Here is a 15,323-nt window from a genome sequence, read left to right as displayed (position 1 = left end):
GTGCTGAGCGCGGGGGTGGGTGCCGTGCTGGCCGGCGCGGTGCCCGCGTCGGCGTACCGGCCGGTGGTGCTGGTGGTGCTGCTGTCGGTGGCGCTGTTCGTGCTGCTGCGCCCCCGGCTGGGAGTGGTGGCGATGCCGCAGCGGCGGACCCCGGCGCGGGTGGCGGCGGCGATCGCGCTGGCGGGTGTCGGCATCGCGCTGTACGACGGGTTGATCGGTCCGGGCACGGGCACGTTCCTGGTGCTGGCGTTCACCGCGCTGGTGGGCGCGGACTTCGTGCACGGTTCGGCGATGGCGAAGGTCGTCAACGCGGGTACCAACCTGGGCGCGCTGGTGGTGTTCGGGGTGACCGGGCACGTGTGGTGGCTGCTGGGCGCGGGCATGGCGGTGTGCAACATCGCCGGCGCGGTGGTGGGGGCGCGGATGGCGCTGCGCCGCGGGTCGCGTTTCGTGCGGGTGGTGCTGCTGGTGGTGGTGGTGGCGTTGGTCGCGAAGCTCGGGTACGACCAGTGGCTGGCCGGGTGAGCTCGCGCTGATGCCGGTACGCGCGGAGCACGACCGGTCCGTCCTGGCCGACCTGCTGGGGCGCGATCCGGTGCTGCACGCCTACCAGCTGGGCGACCTGGACGACTTCTTCTGGCCGTACACCTCGTGGTTCCGCCGGGGTGAGCAGGTCGCGTTGCTGTACCACGGGGTGGACCCGCCGACGCTGTTGGCGTTCGCGGCGCCGGCGGACACCGCGGCGCTGGCGGCGTTGCTGGCCGAGGTGGCGCCGGTGTTGCCCGCCCGGTTGTACGCGCACCTGTCCCCCGGCCTGACCGATGCCCTGGCCGGGTCGTTCCGGCTGGATTCCGGCGGCGCGCACCACCGGATGGCGTTGACCGATCCGGTCCGGTTGGCGGCGGTGCGCCCGGCGGGAGTGGTGCTCGGCGCGGCGGACCTGCCGCAGCTGCGCCGCCTGTACGCGCAGGCGTATCCGGAGAACTGGTTCGATCCGCGGATGCTGGACACCGGGCAGTACCTGGGCGTCCGTGCGGGCGGTGAGCTGGCGGCGGTGGCCGGGGTGCACGTGTGGTCGCCGGTGTACCGGGTGGCGGCGTTGGGCAACGTCACGACCCATCCGCGTTGGCGCGGGCGGGGCCTGGCCGCGGCGGTGGTGGCGGCGCTGTGCGTCCGGCTGCGGGAGACCGTCGAGCACGTCACGCTGAACGTCAGGGCGGACAACGCGGCCGCGCTGCGGCTGTACGAGAGGCTGGGCTTCACCCGGGTTGCCGACTACGACGAGTACACGCTGACCGCCCGCTAGCGGCGGCAGGTCAGGGGTGGCTCGTTAGCGGCGGCGGCTGGGTGAGTCGAAGCGGCCGGCGCGGATCTCGCGCAGGGCGCGGCGGCGGGTGTCGCCGCTGAGCGTGTCGACGTACAGCTTGCCGAGCAGGTGGTCGGTCTCGTGTTGCAGGGCGCGGGCGAGGAAGCCGCTGCCGGCGATGGTCAGGGGTTCGCCGTGCTGGTCGACGCCACGGGCGGTGGCGTGCAGGGCCCGCTGGGTCGGGAAGTACAGGCCGGGGATGGACAGGCAGCCCTCCTCGTCGTCCTGGCGTTCCTCGGACAGCTCGAGGGTGGGGTTGATGAGGTGGCCGCGGTGCCCGTCGGCGTCGTAGACGAACACCTGGGCGCTGACGCCGATCTGCGGGGCGGCGACGCCGGCCCGGCCGGGGGCGCCGAGCAGGGTGTCCATCAGGTCGGTGACCAGGGCGCGCAGCTCGGTGTCGAAGGTGGTGACCGGCTCGCACGGGGTGCGCAGGACGGGGTCGCCGATGATCCGGATGGGCCGCATGGTCATGGTGGTCAGGGTATCGCCGGTGGCGGCGTGTTCAGCGGCCGGCCAGGGTGGCGCGGATCGGGGCGGTCTTCGCGGCCGCCTCGGCGACCTCGGCGGTGGGGTCGCTGTCCCAGGTGATGCCGCCGCCGGCCCAGGTGTGCATCGTGTCGCCGTCGGCGGCGGCGGTGCGGATGGTCAGGCCGAGGTCGACCCGGCCGGGGGCGACCCAGCCGAGCGCGCCCATGCTGGCGCCCCGGCCGACGGGTTCGAGGGCGCTGATCTGGGTCAGGGCGGCGAGTTTGGGGGCGCCGGTGACGGAGCCGCCGGGGCAGGTGGCGCGCAGCAGGTCGGCCAGGCCGAGGCCGTCGGCGACGGCGGCGCGGACGGTGGATTCGGCCTGCCACAGGTCGCACCAGCGGCGTACGGCGAACAGCTCGTCGACGTGGACGCTGCCGGTGCGGGCGACGCGGGCCAGGTCGTTGCGTTCCAGGTCGACGATCATGATGTGTTCGGCGCGTTCCTTGGCGCTGGCGAGCAGTTCGGCGCGGCCGGCGGTGGTGGCCGGGCGGGTGCCCTTGATGGGTCGGGTGGTGAGCTGCCCGTCGGTGACCTCGACGAGGGTCTCCGGGGAGGCGCAGCCGATCGCCCAGCCGTCGCCGGTGAGCACGCCGCCGTAGCGGGCGCCGGGCAGCGCGCCGAGGCGGCTGAGGGCGGGCAGGGGGTCGCCGGTGTAGCGGGCGGCGGCGTGGCCGACGAGGTTGGTCTGGTAGACGTCGCCGCGGCCGATGGCGGCGCGGACGGCGTCGACGGCGTCGGCGTGCTGGCGGGGCGTCCAGCTCTCGGTCCACTCACCGAGCCACCAGGGCGACGGCGGGCGGGGCGACGCGGCCCGGGTGGGGCCGTGGTCGTAGACGACGACGGCGAGGTCGGGCAGGGCCGGCGCGGGCTCGGGCGCGGCGGCCGGGGCGCCGGCGAGCAGCGCCCCGGCGGCGGCGGACAGGTACAGCGCCGCGCCGCAGGCCCCGGTGGCGGTGTGTGCGGCGGCGGGGCGGGTCAGGTCGTGCAGTGGCAGGCCGTGCGCGGCGAGGAACTCCTGGGCGAGCGCGGCGGGGTCGCCGCCGTCGCAGCGGCGCCACTGCAGCCGGGCGCGCTCGACGAGGGCACCCCGGCAGCCGGGCGGCCCGGCGGGCACATCGACCACCACCTGTGGGAGCGTTTCCACGCCGTTCGGTTCCACCTTCCTCATCCGTTCAGTGGATTTCCCGTGAACCAGACCGGCACCTGCTCGATGCTGGACACTTTCGCTTGGTACTGTGCGTCACTGGTCATGTGAACCATGACACAGTGCCCCCACAGTCCGGAGAACCCGATGTGCCAGCACCAACCGACCTGCCCCTCCGCCGAAGCCATCGACCGGGAAGCCGCACGCGTCCTCGCCTGCTTCCGTGAGCAGGGCTGGAGCCTGCTCTGCAACGGTGTCATCGTGTTCGAGGACACCGGCGAGCTGCTCCCCGACGGCAGCAGCATCGCCCCGCACCGCGGCCCCGCCCGACACGCCCTCGTGGCCTGATCGACCACCCAGCGTCACCGAACCGCCGCCGTCGACCCAGGCTAGTCCCCCGGTACGGGACATCCCGGCCCAGGTCGGCGCGGCTGCCGGGGCGGCCGCACCGCCCGCCCCGGCGTCCCACCGTCAGTCCTCGAAGGCCTCCGGCGCCGGACACGAGCAGACCAGGTTCCGGTCGCCGTACGCGCCGTCGATGCGCCGCACCGGAGGCCAGTACTTCCCGGCCCGGTCCACCCCGCCCGGGTACGCGCCCACCGACCGCGGGTACGGGTGCGGCCACTCGTCACCGCTGACCATCGCCGCGGTGTGCGGCGCGTTCGCCAGCGGGTTGTCCTCCGCCGGCCACTGCCCCGACCCCACCTGGTCGATCTCGGCCCGGATCGCGATCATCGCGTCGCAGAACCGGTCCAGCTCGGCCAGGTCCTCGCTCTCGGTCGGCTCCACCATCAGCGTCCCGGCCACCGGGAACGACATCGTCGGCGCGTGGAACCCGTAGTCGATGAGCCGCTTCGCCACGTCGTCCACGCTCACCCCGGTCGCCTTCGTCAGCGGCCGCAGGTCGAGGATGCACTCGTGCGCCACCAGGCCCTTGTTGCCGGCGTACAGCACCGGGAAGTGCCCGCGCAGCCGCGCCGCCACGTAGTTCGCGGTCAGCACCGCCACGCCGGTGGCCCGGGTCAGCCCCGACGCGCCCATCATCCGCAGGTACGCCCACGGGATCGGCAGGATCCCCGCCGACCCGTACCTCGCCGCCGAGATCGCCGGCGTGGCGTCGACGTGCGCACCCAGCGGGTCACCGGGCAGGAACGGCGCCAGGTGCGCCCGCACCGCCACCGGACCCACCCCGGGGCCGCCGCCGCCGTGCGGGATGCAGAACGTCTTGTGCAGGTTCAGGTGCGACACGTCCGCGCCGAACTTGCCCGGCTTCGCGAACCCCACGAGGGCGTTGAGGTTCGCCCCGTCGACGTACACCTGCCCGCCGGCGTCGTGGACCTTCGCGCACAGCTGCGCGATGCCCGTCTCGTACACCCCGTGCGTCGACGGGTACGTCACCATGATCGCGGCCAGCGCGTCCCGGTGCTTGTCGATCTTCGCGTCCAGGTCGACCAGGTCGACGTTGCCGTCGTCGTCGCAGGCCACCACGACCACCCGCATGCCGGCCATCACCGCCGACGCCGCGTTGGTGCCGTGCGCCGAGGACGGGATCAGGCACACGTCGCGGTGCGCCTCGCCCCGGCTGCGGTGCCAGGCCCGGATGGCCAGCAGCCCCGCCAGCTCACCCTGGGAACCGGCGTTGGGCTGCACGCTGACCGCGTCGTAGCCGGTCACCTCGGCCAGCCACGCCTCCAGCTGGCCGATCAGCTCCCGGTAGCCGGCGGTCTGCGCGTCCGGCGCGAACGGGTGGATGTGCGCGAACTCCGCCCAGCTGACCGGCTCCATCTCGGTGGTCGCGTTGAGCTTCATCGTGCACGACCCGAGCGGGATCATGCCCCGGTCCAGGGCGTAGTCGAAGTCCGACAGCCGGCGCAGGTAGCGCAGCATCGCCGTCTCCGAGTGGTGGCTGCGGAACACCGGGTGGGTGAGGAACTCGCTGGTGCGCGTCAGCGCCGCCGGCAGAGCCTGCTCGCCGTCCCCGTCGAAGGCGGGCACGCCGAACGCCGCCCACACCGCCGCCAGGTGCTCGACGGTGGTGGTCTCGTCGCAGGAGACGCCGACCCGGTCGGCGTCGACCAGCCGCAGGTTCACCCCCCGCTCGGCCGCCGCCGCGACGATGTCGCCGGCCCGCCCGGGCACGGTGGCGGTGACGGTGTCGAAGAACGCGACGTCGTCGACCCGCACGCCGCCGGCGCGCAGCCCGGCCGCGAGCCGCGCCGCCATGGCATGGGTACGCGCCGCGATGTCGCGCAGCCCGTCCGGGCCGTGGTAGACCGCGTACATGCCGGCCATCACGGCGAGCAGCACCTGCGCGGTGCAGATGTTGCTGGTCGCCTTCTCCCGCCGGATGTGCTGCTCGCGGGTCTGCAACGCCAGCCGGTAGGCCGGGTTGCCGTCCGCGTCGCGGGACACCCCGACCAGCCGGCCCGGCAGCATCCGCTCGAGGCCCGCCCGGACCGCCAGGTAACCGGCGTGCGGCCCACCGAAGCCCATGGGTACGCCGAAACGCTGGGTGGTGCCGGCGGCGATGTCCGCGCCGATCTCCCCCGGCGCGCGCAGCAGCGTCAACGCCAGCAGGTCCGCCGCGACGGTGACCAGGGCGCCGGCGGCGTGCGCGGCCTCGACCAGCGCCGCGTGGTCGCGTACCGCGCCGGACGCCCCCGGGTACTGAAGGTGCAGGCCGAAGAACTCGGCGGGCAGCTCGTCGCGCTCGACGTCGACGACCCGCACCTCGATGCCGAGTGGCTCCGCCCGGCTGGTGATCACCGCGATGGTCTGCGGCAGCGCGTCGGCGTCGACCACGTACACGGCGCTCTTGCTCTTCGACGCTCGGCGCGCCAGGGTCATGGCCTCCGCCGCGGCGGTGCCCTCGTCGAGCATCGACGCGTTCGCGGTCGCCAGGCCGGTCAGGTCGGTGACCATGGTCTGGAAGTTCAGCAACGCCTCCAGCCGCCCCTGGCTGATCTCCGGCTGGTACGGCGTGTACGCCGTGTACCAGGCCGGGTCCTCCAGCACGTTGCGGCGGATCACCGCCGGGGTGTGCGTGCCGTGGTAGCCCAGCCCGATCATCGACACGGCGACGGTGTTGCGCGCCGCCAGGGCCCGCAGCTCGGCGATCGTCTCGGCCTCGGTGGCCGGGTCCGGCAGGTCGAGGGTGCCGTGCCAGCGGATCACCTCGGGGATCGCGGCGTCCATCAGCTCGTCGATCGAGCCGTGGCCGACGACCTCCAACATCCGGCGCTCATCGTCCGGGCCGGGACCGATGTGACGGGTGGCGAACTGCTCTACGGTCATGGGGGGCACTCCCGGGCGAGGTCGACGGATCGGCCTCCCCCTCTGTCGCGCCCACAGGGCGCTCCACAGTGCCTGCCCACGAGGTCCTTTTGCCTGAGAGGTTCCGGGGAGGATTTGCCCCTTCGGCGCCGCCCCGGGTGCTGTTGGGCGGTCTCTCCCACGTGGGTGGTACCGGCATGGTCAACGCTACCAGCGCCGGTGTTTCCGGCAGATGTCCTACCCCCGGGACGTCACACCCCGGCCGCGGTGGCCAGCGGCGTGACACCCGCGTCGGCGTCACCGACGACCCGGTCGGCCAGCGCCGGCAACAGCTCGCCCAGCGGCGCGTCGACGCGCACCGTGGCGTACCCGTCACCCCGGGTCGGACCCTGGTTGACGATCGCCACCGGAATGCCGCATTTGCCGGCCCGGATGACGAACCGCCGCCCCGACATCACCGTCAACGACGAGCCCAGCACCAGCAACGCCCGCGCCTGCTCCACCAACGCGAAACAGCGCGCCACCCGCTGCGGCGGCACCGTCTCGCCGAAGAACACCACGTCCGGTTTCAGCATCCCCGTCCCGCAGATCCCGCAGTCCACCGGCCGGAACGCGGCCACCTGCTCGTCGGGGAGATCCACGTCACCGTCGGGGTTCACCGCCGCGACCCGCGCCACGAAGTCCGGGTTGGCCTCCCGCATCCGACGGTCCAACTCCTCCCGGGAGGTCAGGTTGCCGCAGTCCAGGCAGGTCACCTCGTCGAGACGCCCGTGCAGCTCGACCACCGGGGCGCTGCCGGCGGCGGAGTGCAACCCGTCGACGTTCTGGGTGATCACCGCGTCGACCAGGCCGGCGCGTTGCAGCCGGGCCACCGCCCGGTGCCCGGCGTTCGGCTCCGCCCGCGCGATCAGCCGCCACCCCAGGTGACTGCGCGCCCAGTAGCGCCGCCGCGCGAGCGGATCACGGGTGAACGCCTGGAAGGTCATCGGGGTGTGCCGGCGGGCCACCCCGCTGGGCCCCCGGTAGTCCGGGATGCCCGACTCGGTGGACAGGCCCGCCCCGCTGAGGACCACCACCCCACCGCCGGCCACCAGCGAGGTCAACGCGTCGAGGCTCTCCGTCACCCCACCATGCTGCCTCACGCCACCAGCCGACGCCCAGCACCGGCCCCACACCGCGCTCCCGCCGGTAGGTTGGGCACATGCGCGTCGTCATCGCCGGAGGCCACGGCAAGATCGCCCTACTGCTGGAGCAGCAGCTCGCCGCACGCGGCGACACCGCCGTCGGCCTGATCCGCAACCCCGCCCAGAGCGACGCGCTGCGCGCCGCCGGCGCCACACCGGTCGTCTGCGACCTGGAACACGCCGACGTCGCCGAGGTCACCGGGCACCTCGACGGCGCCGACGCGGTGGTCTTCGCCGCCGGCGCCGGCCCCGGCAGCGGCGCCGCCCGCAAGGACACCGTCGACCGGGGCGCCGCCGCGCTGCTCGCCGACGCCGCGACCCGCGCCGGCGTCCGCCGCTACCTGCTGGTCTCCTCGATGGGCGTGGACGACCCGCCGTCCGCCGGCACCGACGAGGTGTGGGCGGCGTACCTGCGGGCCAAGCGAGCCGCCGAAGACGACCTGCGCGGCCGTGACCTGGACTGGACCGTGCTGCGACCCGGCCGCCTCACCGACGACGAACCCACCGGCCGCGTCACGCTGACCCGCCACGCCGGCCGCGGCGCGGTCACCCGCGCCGACGTCGCCCTGGTCCTCGTCGCGCTCCTCGACGCGCCACGGACCGCCGGCGACACCCTGGAACTGGTCAACGGGCCCACGCCGATCGCCGACGCCGTCGGCTGACCGCCGGCCCGCCGCTCCGGCGCGTCAGGCGTCCGGGTGACGCGCGGCGAGCAGCACGGGCCCACCCGGGACCGTCGGAAAACGCCGCACGTCGTCCAGGCCCGCCGCGGTCAGAACGTCCGCCATCCGGTCCGTGTCGTAGGCGTTGCCGCCGTTGCGGACGGCGTTCCAGGCGGCGACGGCAGCCCGCAGGGGATCCCCGGCGGGCGGGTTGGTGCCCACCACGAGCCAGCCGCCCGGCCGCAACGCCTCGGCGAGCCGGGGCAGGGCGGACTCCAACGCCTCCTGGGCAAGGAACGGCGCGGGAAGCCACACCAGGTCGTAGGCGCCCCGCTCGGCCAGCTCGGCCACGTCCTGACGGCGCAGGCTGATCCGGTCCGCGACGTCACGCGCCGCGGCCAGCTCCCCACGGGCCAGGTCCAGCGCGCGCTGGAACACGTCGACGCCCACCACCGACACCCGGGGCAGCTCCCGGGCCACCGCGACGGCCAACGCCCCCACACCCGTACCCACGTCCAGGACACGGCCGCCCGGCGCCCCCAGGCGCTCCGCGAGCCCCGGCAGTTCCGGCACCACCCGCGTGGCCAGCGCACGGCCGGTCACGGCGGACGCCCTGCCCTGGTTCAGCAGCACCTCGTCGTCCAACTCCGCCCAGCCGCCCCCGGCCGGCGCGGACGCGTCCTGCGCGGCGGCGGCGACCGCCTGCCGCAACCCGCTCAGCCGGGCCTCCACGCCGCCGCGCCCCGTCGGCCCGTCCGCGGGCACCAACGAGGGATGCGGAACCGGCGTCACACCGTCCCACGACACCAGCCCGGCGGCCTCCAGCACAGCGGTGCGCTGCGGCGCCCCCGCCAGAACCTCGGCGAGCGGCGCCGACAGGGCCTCCCGCATCGTGCCGACCACGGCGGCCAACACCCACGTCGAAGCCTCCAACGCCGCCACCGGGTCCGGGGACCGGCCGTGCGGAAGCGGCGAAGCGGAGGACGCGGATGCTGACACCGACATGGAAGGAACCTTTCCAGCGCACGGGCTCGGGTGGGGCCCGACCAACGGACCCCACCCCACCATCATCGCTGCTGGTGGTGCCGCGGCAGCGCCGCCTGCCCCACAGGGCCGCCGACGAACGGCGCGCCCGGCGTCTCCTTCGCGATCCGGTCCATCGTGCGAGCCAACTGCTCACTGCCGTCGTCGAGATGCCGGGCCGCCGCCTGCATGTGCGACACCATCATCTCGCCGAAGATCCGCAGGGCCTCCCGGGTGGCCACCGTGTCGTCGAAACTCGATCCGGCCGAGCTGCGATAGTTCGTCACCGCCCGCTCAGCCTCCTGCTTCGCCTCCTCCGCCGCGGCCTGCATGTAACTCTCGTACTGCACCCGGGCGTACTCGGCGACCCGCCGCGCGTAGTCGTGCGCCTGCGCGATGATCTGCTCCGCCTCCCGCTGCGCCGCGGACAGCAGATTCACCTCCTTCGCCGCCGGCACCTTCGCCGCCGCGCCCGTGCTCGGGATCACCCCGTGCCGGTGCAGCTCCACCCGGTCATTGAGCCGCTCGTTCTCCGCCCGCAGGTTCGCGACCTGCGTCGCCAACAGGTCCAGCTCATCGGCGACCTGCACACGGAACCGGTCCACGTCGGCGTTGTCGTAACCGCGACGGCCGAACGACGCGGTGCCGAACTCCCACCGCCGAACCCGGTCGGCGGTCATCCGCACCTGCACACCACCGGCGATCTGCACACCGTCGTACCGGCTGATCGGGGTCGCGCTCACCGGACCCACCTCCTCGCGCTCACGGGAGCGGGTCTTTTGTTCGCGACTGCGGGGCTCGCAAGCTCACTCCTCGCGCTCACCGGAGCACGCCTTTCGTTCGCGACTGTGGGGCTCGCAAGCTCACTCCTCGCGCTCACCGGAGCACGCCTTTCGTTCGCGACTGCGGGGCTCGCAAGCTCACTCCTCGCGCTCACCGAACACCTCCGGAAGGGTCACCGGCGGTCGACTGATCCACCGCCGTACGCCAGGCCGGGCCGTACCAGTGCTTACCCAGGCCCTCGTGGTGCACCTGATCCGCGTGGTAGCCCGCCCGGACCAACGTCTGCACCGCGTGCGAAACCATCTCGTCCGACCCGCACACGTACACGTGCCGGGAACGCCAGTCGCCGTCGGCCAACGCCCGGTCCACCGCGTGCACGAACTCCCCCGGCCGGGTCGCGTCGGCGCCCACCACGTACGTCACCGTCAACCACGGGCACGACGACGCCAACTTGTCGATCGCGTCGCTGTCGTAGAACTCGCTGCGCGAACGAGCTCCCACGTACAGGTCCACCCGCCGGCGGGAACCCTCCGCGGCGACCTGCTCCACCAGCGCCTTCACCGGCGCCCAGCCGGTACCCGCCGCCAGCAGCAGCAGATCGCTGGAGCCCGCCGACCACAACGACAAGCGGTCCCCCACCGGCGCGGCCAGGTGGATGCGGTCACCCACCGCCGTGCCGTACACCAGCCGTGAGGACACCGCGCCACCCGGCGCGGCCCGCACGTGCAACTCCAACGTGCCGTCCGCGCGCGGCGCGTTCGCCGGCGAGTAGTACCGCCAGGAGCGCACCGACGGGTGCGACACCCCGATCGACTGACCCGGGGTGAACGGCAGCAGGTACTGCGGGCGCACCGTCAGCACCGCCACGTCGAACGCTCGACGCTCGTGCGCCACGATCTCCGCCACCCACCACGGCGGGTTCACCGACTCGGCAGCCTGCGCGGCCTCCACCATCACCTGCGCGACCAGCCCGTACGCGGCCGCCCAGTCCTGGGCCAGTTCCTCGGTCCACTGCTCGGCCAGGAAATGCTGCAACGTCGCCAGCAGCGCCTCACCAACCGCCGGGTAGTGCTCCGGCCGGACCGCGAACTTACGGTGGTCCGCTCCGAGGTCCTGCAGGAAGCCGACCAGCCGATCCACCTGGTCCACGTTGGACACGATGTGCCCCAGCGCGGTCACCAGCCGGTCCCGCTGCCCGGCCATGTTCGTCGGGAACATCTGCCGCGTCTCGGGGTGGGTCAGGAACAATGTCGAATAGAAATAGAGCGGCACCTGGTCGCCGTGCCCGGCGACCAGGGACCAACTCTGCTTGAGTCGGGCCGCGTCCACGCTCAGACGCCCGGACGGTTCCCGGCGGCCACCACCTGGTCCTGCACCTGCCCCAGCACCGTCTGCACGTCGGCCAGGATGTCCGCCGGCACGCCCAGCTCCGTCAGCGTCACGGTCAGGTGCTCACCGACCTTGACGTAGTGCTCCACCGGGATGTTCAGCGGCTGGTGTGCTTCGGCCAACCCGCGACCGGCGTACTCGTTCGGGCCACCCAGCACCACGGTCAGCATCAGCGTCAGGTGCCGCCGCTGGCCCGGCATGTTCACCTCGGTGAAGTAACCCGCCAGGTCCGGGTCGGCGAGCACCTTGTCGTAGAACAGCTCGACGGCCGCCTTGACCGAGCTGGCGCCGCCGATGCGGTCGTAGTGCGAAACGGGGGCGGTTTCTTCGGTGACCGTCACGGTCGTTCCTTCCAGGGTGGAGGGGCCGCGCGGGGTCGGCGCGGAGGGGCGACGGCCCACCGGTGCGACATCCACATGCCACGGCGGCACACCGGGGACCGTGACGGACCATAGCGTGTCGGCGCTTTCCGGTCAGCGCCCCCCTATCGGATCCCCGACAGCAACCCGGCACCCAGTGTCACCGCAGTTGACCGGACCCTCCACAGTCGGCGACCACCCCGGCACCCACTGTGGATCACTCCGTCCCCACAGGGCAGCACAGACCCGCAGACCTGACACAGAGTCACCAACCGGCAGCGAAAAACCATACGTGAAACCGGGCGCGTCGACAGCCCAGGGCAACACGAACGGCGCTCAGCCCGCCCGCCGCCGCGCCCGCCGCGCCGCCAACTCGTCGCCCACCGGATCCGACTCGGGCGCCGCCACCGGCTCCGCCGGGCCGCTCGCCGCCGGCTCCGCCGGCAGATGCGACAACGAGCCCTGGATCTCCTTGAACGCCCCACCGATCGCGATGCCGAACACACCCTGGCCACCCTGCAACAGGTCGACCACCTCCTCCGGCGACCGGCACTCGTACACCGTCGTCCCGTCGGAGATCAGCGTGATCCCGGCCAGATCGTCCACACCACGCGACCGCAGCGCCTCAATCGCCTTGCGGATGTTCTGCAGGGACACCCCCGCGTCCAACAACCGCTTCACGACCTTCAACACCACCAGGTCCCGGAACGAGTACAACCGCTGCGTCCCCGAACCCGAAGCGTCACGAACGCTCGGCACCACCAGCGCCGTCCGCGCCCAGTAATCCAACTGCCGGTAACTGATGCCCACCGCGTGACATGCCGTCACACCCCGGTAGCCCACCGAACCGTCACCCTCAGTCGCCACACCCGGCTGGTCCAACTCCGTACCCGGATCAGAATCCCGCGGCTCGTGCATCCGGACAACCTCCCCGTCAGTGCGGCGACGCGTCGTTTCCGGGACGCGCACCCCTCGACACGGCAACCCTATAGCCACCTTCAGGGGTTACCACGGAGGAACCGACGCGACACGCCGCGCAGCCACCAAGAAAGATCACCAACGGCGTCCCGGTATGACCCACAGTGACGCCCGACGGAGCCGGCCAACCCGACTCAGCCCGCGAAGTCCTCCGGACGCACCTGCTCCAGGAACTCGCGGAACTTCTCCACCTCGTCCTCCTGCTCATCCGGGATGACGATCCCCGCCTCGCTGAGGACCTGCTCGGCACAACGAATCGGCGCACCGACACGCAACGCCAACGCGATCGAATCGCTCGGCCGCGCCGACACCCGCACCCCGTCACCGATCAACAGATCCGCGTAGAAGACGTTCTCCTTCAGCTCGGTGATCTCCACCGCCTGCAGAGGCGCCTTCAACGCCGCCAACACGTCCCGCAGAAGATCATGCGTCAACGGTCGGGCCGGCTTGACCCCCTGCTGCTCATAAGCGATAGCCGTGGCCTCGACCGCGCCGATCCAGATCGGCAGATAGCGGTCGCCCTCGACCTCCCTGAGCAGGACGATCGGCTGGTTGCTGGGCAGCTCCACCCGAACTCCGACCACGCTCAGCTCGCGCACCGCCGCCTCCGTGTCGTTGTCACCTACGCCGCACCGCGCCCTTCCCTGCACGGTACACGGACCGCGACACGGCCGTCCCATGCGCTACAGCACCACGCCCGCGCCAGAAAGGGGTTACCCCGGCAAGCCTACGGCACGCTTCCCGAGGGAGATCTTTCCGCTCAGCCACCGCCCGCCGGGAACCCTCACCGACCCAACGTCGACCGCAGACCCACCCGCACCAACGCCGCGTGCAACTGCTCCGACAACGCCACCAACTCCCGCGCCGTCTCCGCCGCCCGCGCCCGTGCCGCCGGATCACTCTGCCGCGCCAACGGCGCCACCAACTGCGCGAACAAACCGACCTCACGGTCCGCCGCCGTCCGGTAACCCCGCAGGTGACGCGGCTCCAACCCGTACGCCGCCAGACCCGCCACCGCCGAAGCGATGATCAACGCATCCGCGTCATACCACCCCGGCGGATCCGACACCACGACACCGAGCCGCTCCAACTCGGCCAGCGTCGACTCGTCGATCCCACTACGCGCGACAAGATCGGCCCGGCCGAGCCGCACCTGCGACGACTCGGCCGGCTCCGCCGACTCCCGACCCGGCACCGCACCGTCGGGCCCCACCGCGACCAGCGCCGGCCGCGACCGCTCCGGCTGCTCACCGGACGAGTCCCACTGCGCCAACTGCTCACGGATCACCCGCAACGGCAGGTACCTGTCCCGCTGCGCGGTCAGCACGAACCGCAACCGCGCCACGTCGTCCCAGCTGTACTTCCGGTAACCCGCCGCCGTCCGCTGCGGCTCGACCAGCCCCTCGGCCTCGAGGAACCGCAGCTTCGAAATCGTCGTGTCCGGGAAATCCACCCGCAACTGCCCCAGCACCTCACCGATGCTCATCAGCGGCTGGGACCGGGCCGCCCCGGGTGGCGTGGAGGCCGCAGGCTCGTTCACCCCCGGCCGGCCTCCTCCTCCGGGCGCGGACCGGCGATGAACACCACCCGGAACTTGCCGATCTGAACCTCGTCACCATTGCTCAACGTGGCCGCCTCGACCCGCTCACGATTCACGTACGTGCCGTTGAGGCTGCCCACGTCCCGCACCGTGAACGTCCCACCATCACGGTGGAACTCCGCGTGCCGCCGTGACACCGTCACGTCGTCGAGGAAGATGTCACTGTCCGGGTGCCGGCCACTCGTTGTCACATCGTGGTCCAACAGGAACCGGGCACCCGCATTCGGGCCGCGACGAACCACCAGCAGCGCCATACCCGGCGGCAACGAACCGGACATCCGGCTCGGCACCACATCGGTGTCCGGCCCCTCCAGCACTTCGTCGAGCGAACCGAGATTGAGCGTCGAAGTGACGTCGAGCGGGGGGAACTCGTCGTCTGGGCGCGTCATGGGACCACCTCACGGATCTGTTCGGTCGGCGTCGGGTAATGGCGGGTCTGGCCGCCGGGCACTTGAACACCCGGCGGCTGGCTCCCCGTGCCCGGGAAGGCAATTCCGCAACGCTCAACTATTGGGTTCTCGGTCGACTGGGCGAGCCTAGCCAGCGCCGAAATGCAGGGCAACCGGACGCGCGCAGACATCCCGCACGCCGGATCAAGCACACTCAGCCTTCGGTGATCTTGCGGTACGCGGCCGCCGTCAGCAACCCGTCCGTCGCCGTCGGATCATTCGGGGTGATCTCCACCAACCAACCCGCACCATACGGCTCCGTGTTGATCAGCTCCGGCGTGTCACCCAACGCATCGTTGCGCGCCGCCACCGTACCGGCCACCGGCGCGTAGATCTCCGACACGCTCTTGGTCGACTCGATCTCACCCAACGAGTCACCGGCCGCAACCACCGCACCCGGCTCCGGCAACTGCACGTACACGATGTCGCCCAACGCGTCCTGCGCGAAGTGCGTGATGCCGACCCGAACCGAACCGGTGCCGTCACCCGCCACCCACTCGTGCTCGGCGGTGTATCGCAGATCCTCGGGAATCACCAGACGCGTCCTTCATCCATCGGTGCCCCGGACCACCCGGGCCCGGC

17 protein-coding genes and 1 riboswitch are annotated in these 15,323 nt (G+C 72.4%); of the genes, 4 read left to right on the top strand and 13 right to left on the bottom strand.

The genetic code is table 11. The features are described from left to right. Positions 1 to 525 (top strand): TSUP family transporter (locus DKT68_RS18085; protein WP_109818587.1); only part of this gene is annotated, 525 nt, incomplete at its 5' end. 10 nt (positions 526 to 535) lie between these two features. Further along, positions 536 to 1,306, top strand: a complete 771-nt coding sequence (locus tag DKT68_RS18080; protein WP_109818586.1) for a GNAT family N-acetyltransferase — start codon at positions 536 to 538, stop codon at positions 1,304 to 1,306. A gap of 24 nt (positions 1,307 to 1,330) precedes the next feature. Here the strand turns inward: DKT68_RS18080 and def are convergent, their stop codons facing one another. Further along, positions 1,331 to 1,840: a peptide deformylase gene (gene def / locus DKT68_RS18075; protein WP_109818585.1), complete on the bottom strand. Its 510-nt coding sequence runs from the start codon at positions 1,838 to 1,840 to the stop codon at positions 1,331 to 1,333. A gap of 31 nt (positions 1,841 to 1,871) precedes the next feature. Continuing rightward, positions 1,872 to 3,065 (bottom strand): chorismate-binding protein, encoded by a 1,194-nt coding sequence (locus DKT68_RS18070; protein WP_109818584.1) that lies wholly within the window; start codon positions 3,063 to 3,065, stop codon positions 1,872 to 1,874. Positions 3,066 to 3,188: 123 nt separating this feature from the next. Between DKT68_RS18070 and DKT68_RS18065 the strand changes: the two genes are divergently transcribed. Continuing rightward, complete coding sequence (locus DKT68_RS18065) at positions 3,189 to 3,389, top strand: DUF5999 family protein (RefSeq protein WP_109818583.1); 201 nt, start codon at positions 3,189 to 3,191, stop codon at positions 3,387 to 3,389. A 123-nt stretch (positions 3,390 to 3,512) separates the two neighbouring features. Here the strand turns inward: DKT68_RS18065 and gcvP are convergent, their stop codons facing one another. Continuing rightward, positions 3,513 to 6,335 (bottom strand): aminomethyl-transferring glycine dehydrogenase, encoded by a 2,823-nt coding sequence (gcvP, locus tag DKT68_RS18060; protein WP_109818582.1) that lies wholly within the window; start codon positions 6,333 to 6,335, stop codon positions 3,513 to 3,515. Positions 6,336 to 6,406: 71 nt separating this feature from the next. Further along, a riboswitch (glycine riboswitch) is annotated at positions 6,407 to 6,505 on the bottom strand. Between the two features lie 60 nt (positions 6,506 to 6,565). Next, on the bottom strand, positions 6,566 to 7,438 hold the full coding sequence (locus DKT68_RS18055; protein ID WP_109818581.1) for an NAD-dependent protein deacetylase: 873 nt from the start codon (positions 7,436 to 7,438) through the stop codon (positions 6,566 to 6,568). A gap of 77 nt (positions 7,439 to 7,515) precedes the next feature. On the opposite strand from DKT68_RS18055, the gene DKT68_RS18050 reads away from it, so the two are divergent. Further along, complete coding sequence (locus DKT68_RS18050; RefSeq protein ID WP_109818580.1) at positions 7,516 to 8,160, top strand: SDR family oxidoreductase; 645 nt, start codon at positions 7,516 to 7,518, stop codon at positions 8,158 to 8,160. Between the two features lie 24 nt (positions 8,161 to 8,184). Here DKT68_RS18050 and DKT68_RS32430 read toward each other — a convergent pair whose 3' ends face one another. The 9 genes from DKT68_RS32430 to gcvH form a co-directional block, all read right to left on the bottom strand. Next, positions 8,185 to 9,165, bottom strand: a complete 981-nt coding sequence (locus DKT68_RS32430; RefSeq protein WP_109818579.1) for an SAM-dependent methyltransferase — start codon at positions 9,163 to 9,165, stop codon at positions 8,185 to 8,187. 62 nt (positions 9,166 to 9,227) lie between these two features. Next, the gene (locus tag DKT68_RS32425; protein ID WP_109818578.1) at positions 9,228 to 9,926 is read right to left on the bottom strand and encodes a DivIVA domain-containing protein; all 699 of its coding nucleotides are present in this window, start codon (positions 9,924 to 9,926) and stop codon (positions 9,228 to 9,230) included. A 190-nt stretch (positions 9,927 to 10,116) separates the two neighbouring features. After that, positions 10,117 to 11,295, bottom strand: coding sequence for a globin domain-containing protein (locus tag DKT68_RS18030; protein ID WP_109818576.1), 1,179 nt, complete (start codon positions 11,293 to 11,295; stop codon positions 10,117 to 10,119). Positions 11,296 to 11,297: 2 nt separating this feature from the next. Beyond that, entirely contained in the window at positions 11,298 to 11,696 is a 399-nt protein-coding gene (locus DKT68_RS18025; RefSeq protein ID WP_109818575.1) for a group I truncated hemoglobin, read from the bottom strand. A 354-nt stretch (positions 11,697 to 12,050) separates the two neighbouring features. Continuing rightward, a complete protein-coding gene (locus DKT68_RS18020) occupies positions 12,051 to 12,632 on the bottom strand; it encodes a MerR family transcriptional regulator (protein ID WP_109818574.1) in 582 nt (193 codons plus the stop codon). A gap of 194 nt (positions 12,633 to 12,826) precedes the next feature. Then, on the bottom strand, positions 12,827 to 13,291 hold the full coding sequence (locus DKT68_RS18015) for a bifunctional nuclease family protein (protein WP_030327706.1): 465 nt from the start codon (positions 13,289 to 13,291) through the stop codon (positions 12,827 to 12,829). Between the two features lie 185 nt (positions 13,292 to 13,476). Continuing rightward, positions 13,477 to 14,178, bottom strand: a complete 702-nt coding sequence (ftsR, locus tag DKT68_RS18010; RefSeq protein ID WP_201749085.1) for a transcriptional regulator FtsR — start codon at positions 14,176 to 14,178, stop codon at positions 13,477 to 13,479. Positions 14,179 to 14,228: 50 nt separating this feature from the next. Further along, positions 14,229 to 14,681 carry an oxoglutarate dehydrogenase inhibitor Odhl gene (gene odhI / locus DKT68_RS18005; RefSeq protein WP_007071101.1) on the bottom strand — a complete coding sequence of 151 codons (453 nt, stop codon included), beginning with the start codon at positions 14,679 to 14,681 and terminating at the stop codon, positions 14,229 to 14,231. Positions 14,682 to 14,895: 214 nt separating this feature from the next. Beyond that, positions 14,896 to 15,276, bottom strand: coding sequence for a glycine cleavage system protein GcvH (gene gcvH, locus DKT68_RS18000; protein ID WP_109818572.1), 381 nt, complete (start codon positions 15,274 to 15,276; stop codon positions 14,896 to 14,898). Positions 15,277 to 15,323: the final 47 nt, after the last annotated feature.

Source organism: Micromonospora acroterricola (assembly GCF_003172955.1).
Taxonomy (GTDB): domain Bacteria; phylum Actinomycetota; class Actinomycetes; order Mycobacteriales; family Micromonosporaceae; genus Micromonospora; species Micromonospora acroterricola.
This window is presented reverse-complemented; position numbering and strand designations above follow the sequence as displayed.

Coding starts and splice junctions, on each gene's coding strand:
- DKT68_RS18080 (WP_109818586.1), top strand. CDS start 536: ATGCCGGTACGCGCGGAGCACGACCGGTCCGTCCTGGCCGACCTGCTG.
- def (WP_109818585.1), bottom strand. CDS start 1,840: ATGACCATGCGGCCCATCCGGATCATCGGCGACCCCGTCCTGCGCACC.
- DKT68_RS18070 (WP_109818584.1), bottom strand. CDS start 3,065: ATGAGGAAGGTGGAACCGAACGGCGTGGAAACGCTCCCACAGGTGGTG.
- DKT68_RS18065 (WP_109818583.1), top strand. CDS start 3,189: ATGTGCCAGCACCAACCGACCTGCCCCTCCGCCGAAGCCATCGACCGG.
- gcvP (WP_109818582.1), bottom strand. CDS start 6,335: ATGACCGTAGAGCAGTTCGCCACCCGTCACATCGGTCCCGGCCCGGAC.
- DKT68_RS18050 (WP_109818580.1), top strand. CDS start 7,516: ATGCGCGTCGTCATCGCCGGAGGCCACGGCAAGATCGCCCTACTGCTG.
- DKT68_RS32430 (WP_109818579.1), bottom strand. CDS start 9,165: ATGTCGGTGTCAGCATCCGCGTCCTCCGCTTCGCCGCTTCCGCACGGC.
- DKT68_RS18020 (WP_109818574.1), bottom strand. CDS start 12,632: ATGCACGAGCCGCGGGATTCTGATCCGGGTACGGAGTTGGACCAGCCG.
- ftsR (WP_201749085.1), bottom strand. CDS start 14,178: ATGAGCATCGGTGAGGTGCTGGGGCAGTTGCGGGTGGATTTCCCGGAC.
- odhI (WP_007071101.1), bottom strand. CDS start 14,681: ATGACGCGCCCAGACGACGAGTTCCCCCCGCTCGACGTCACTTCGACG.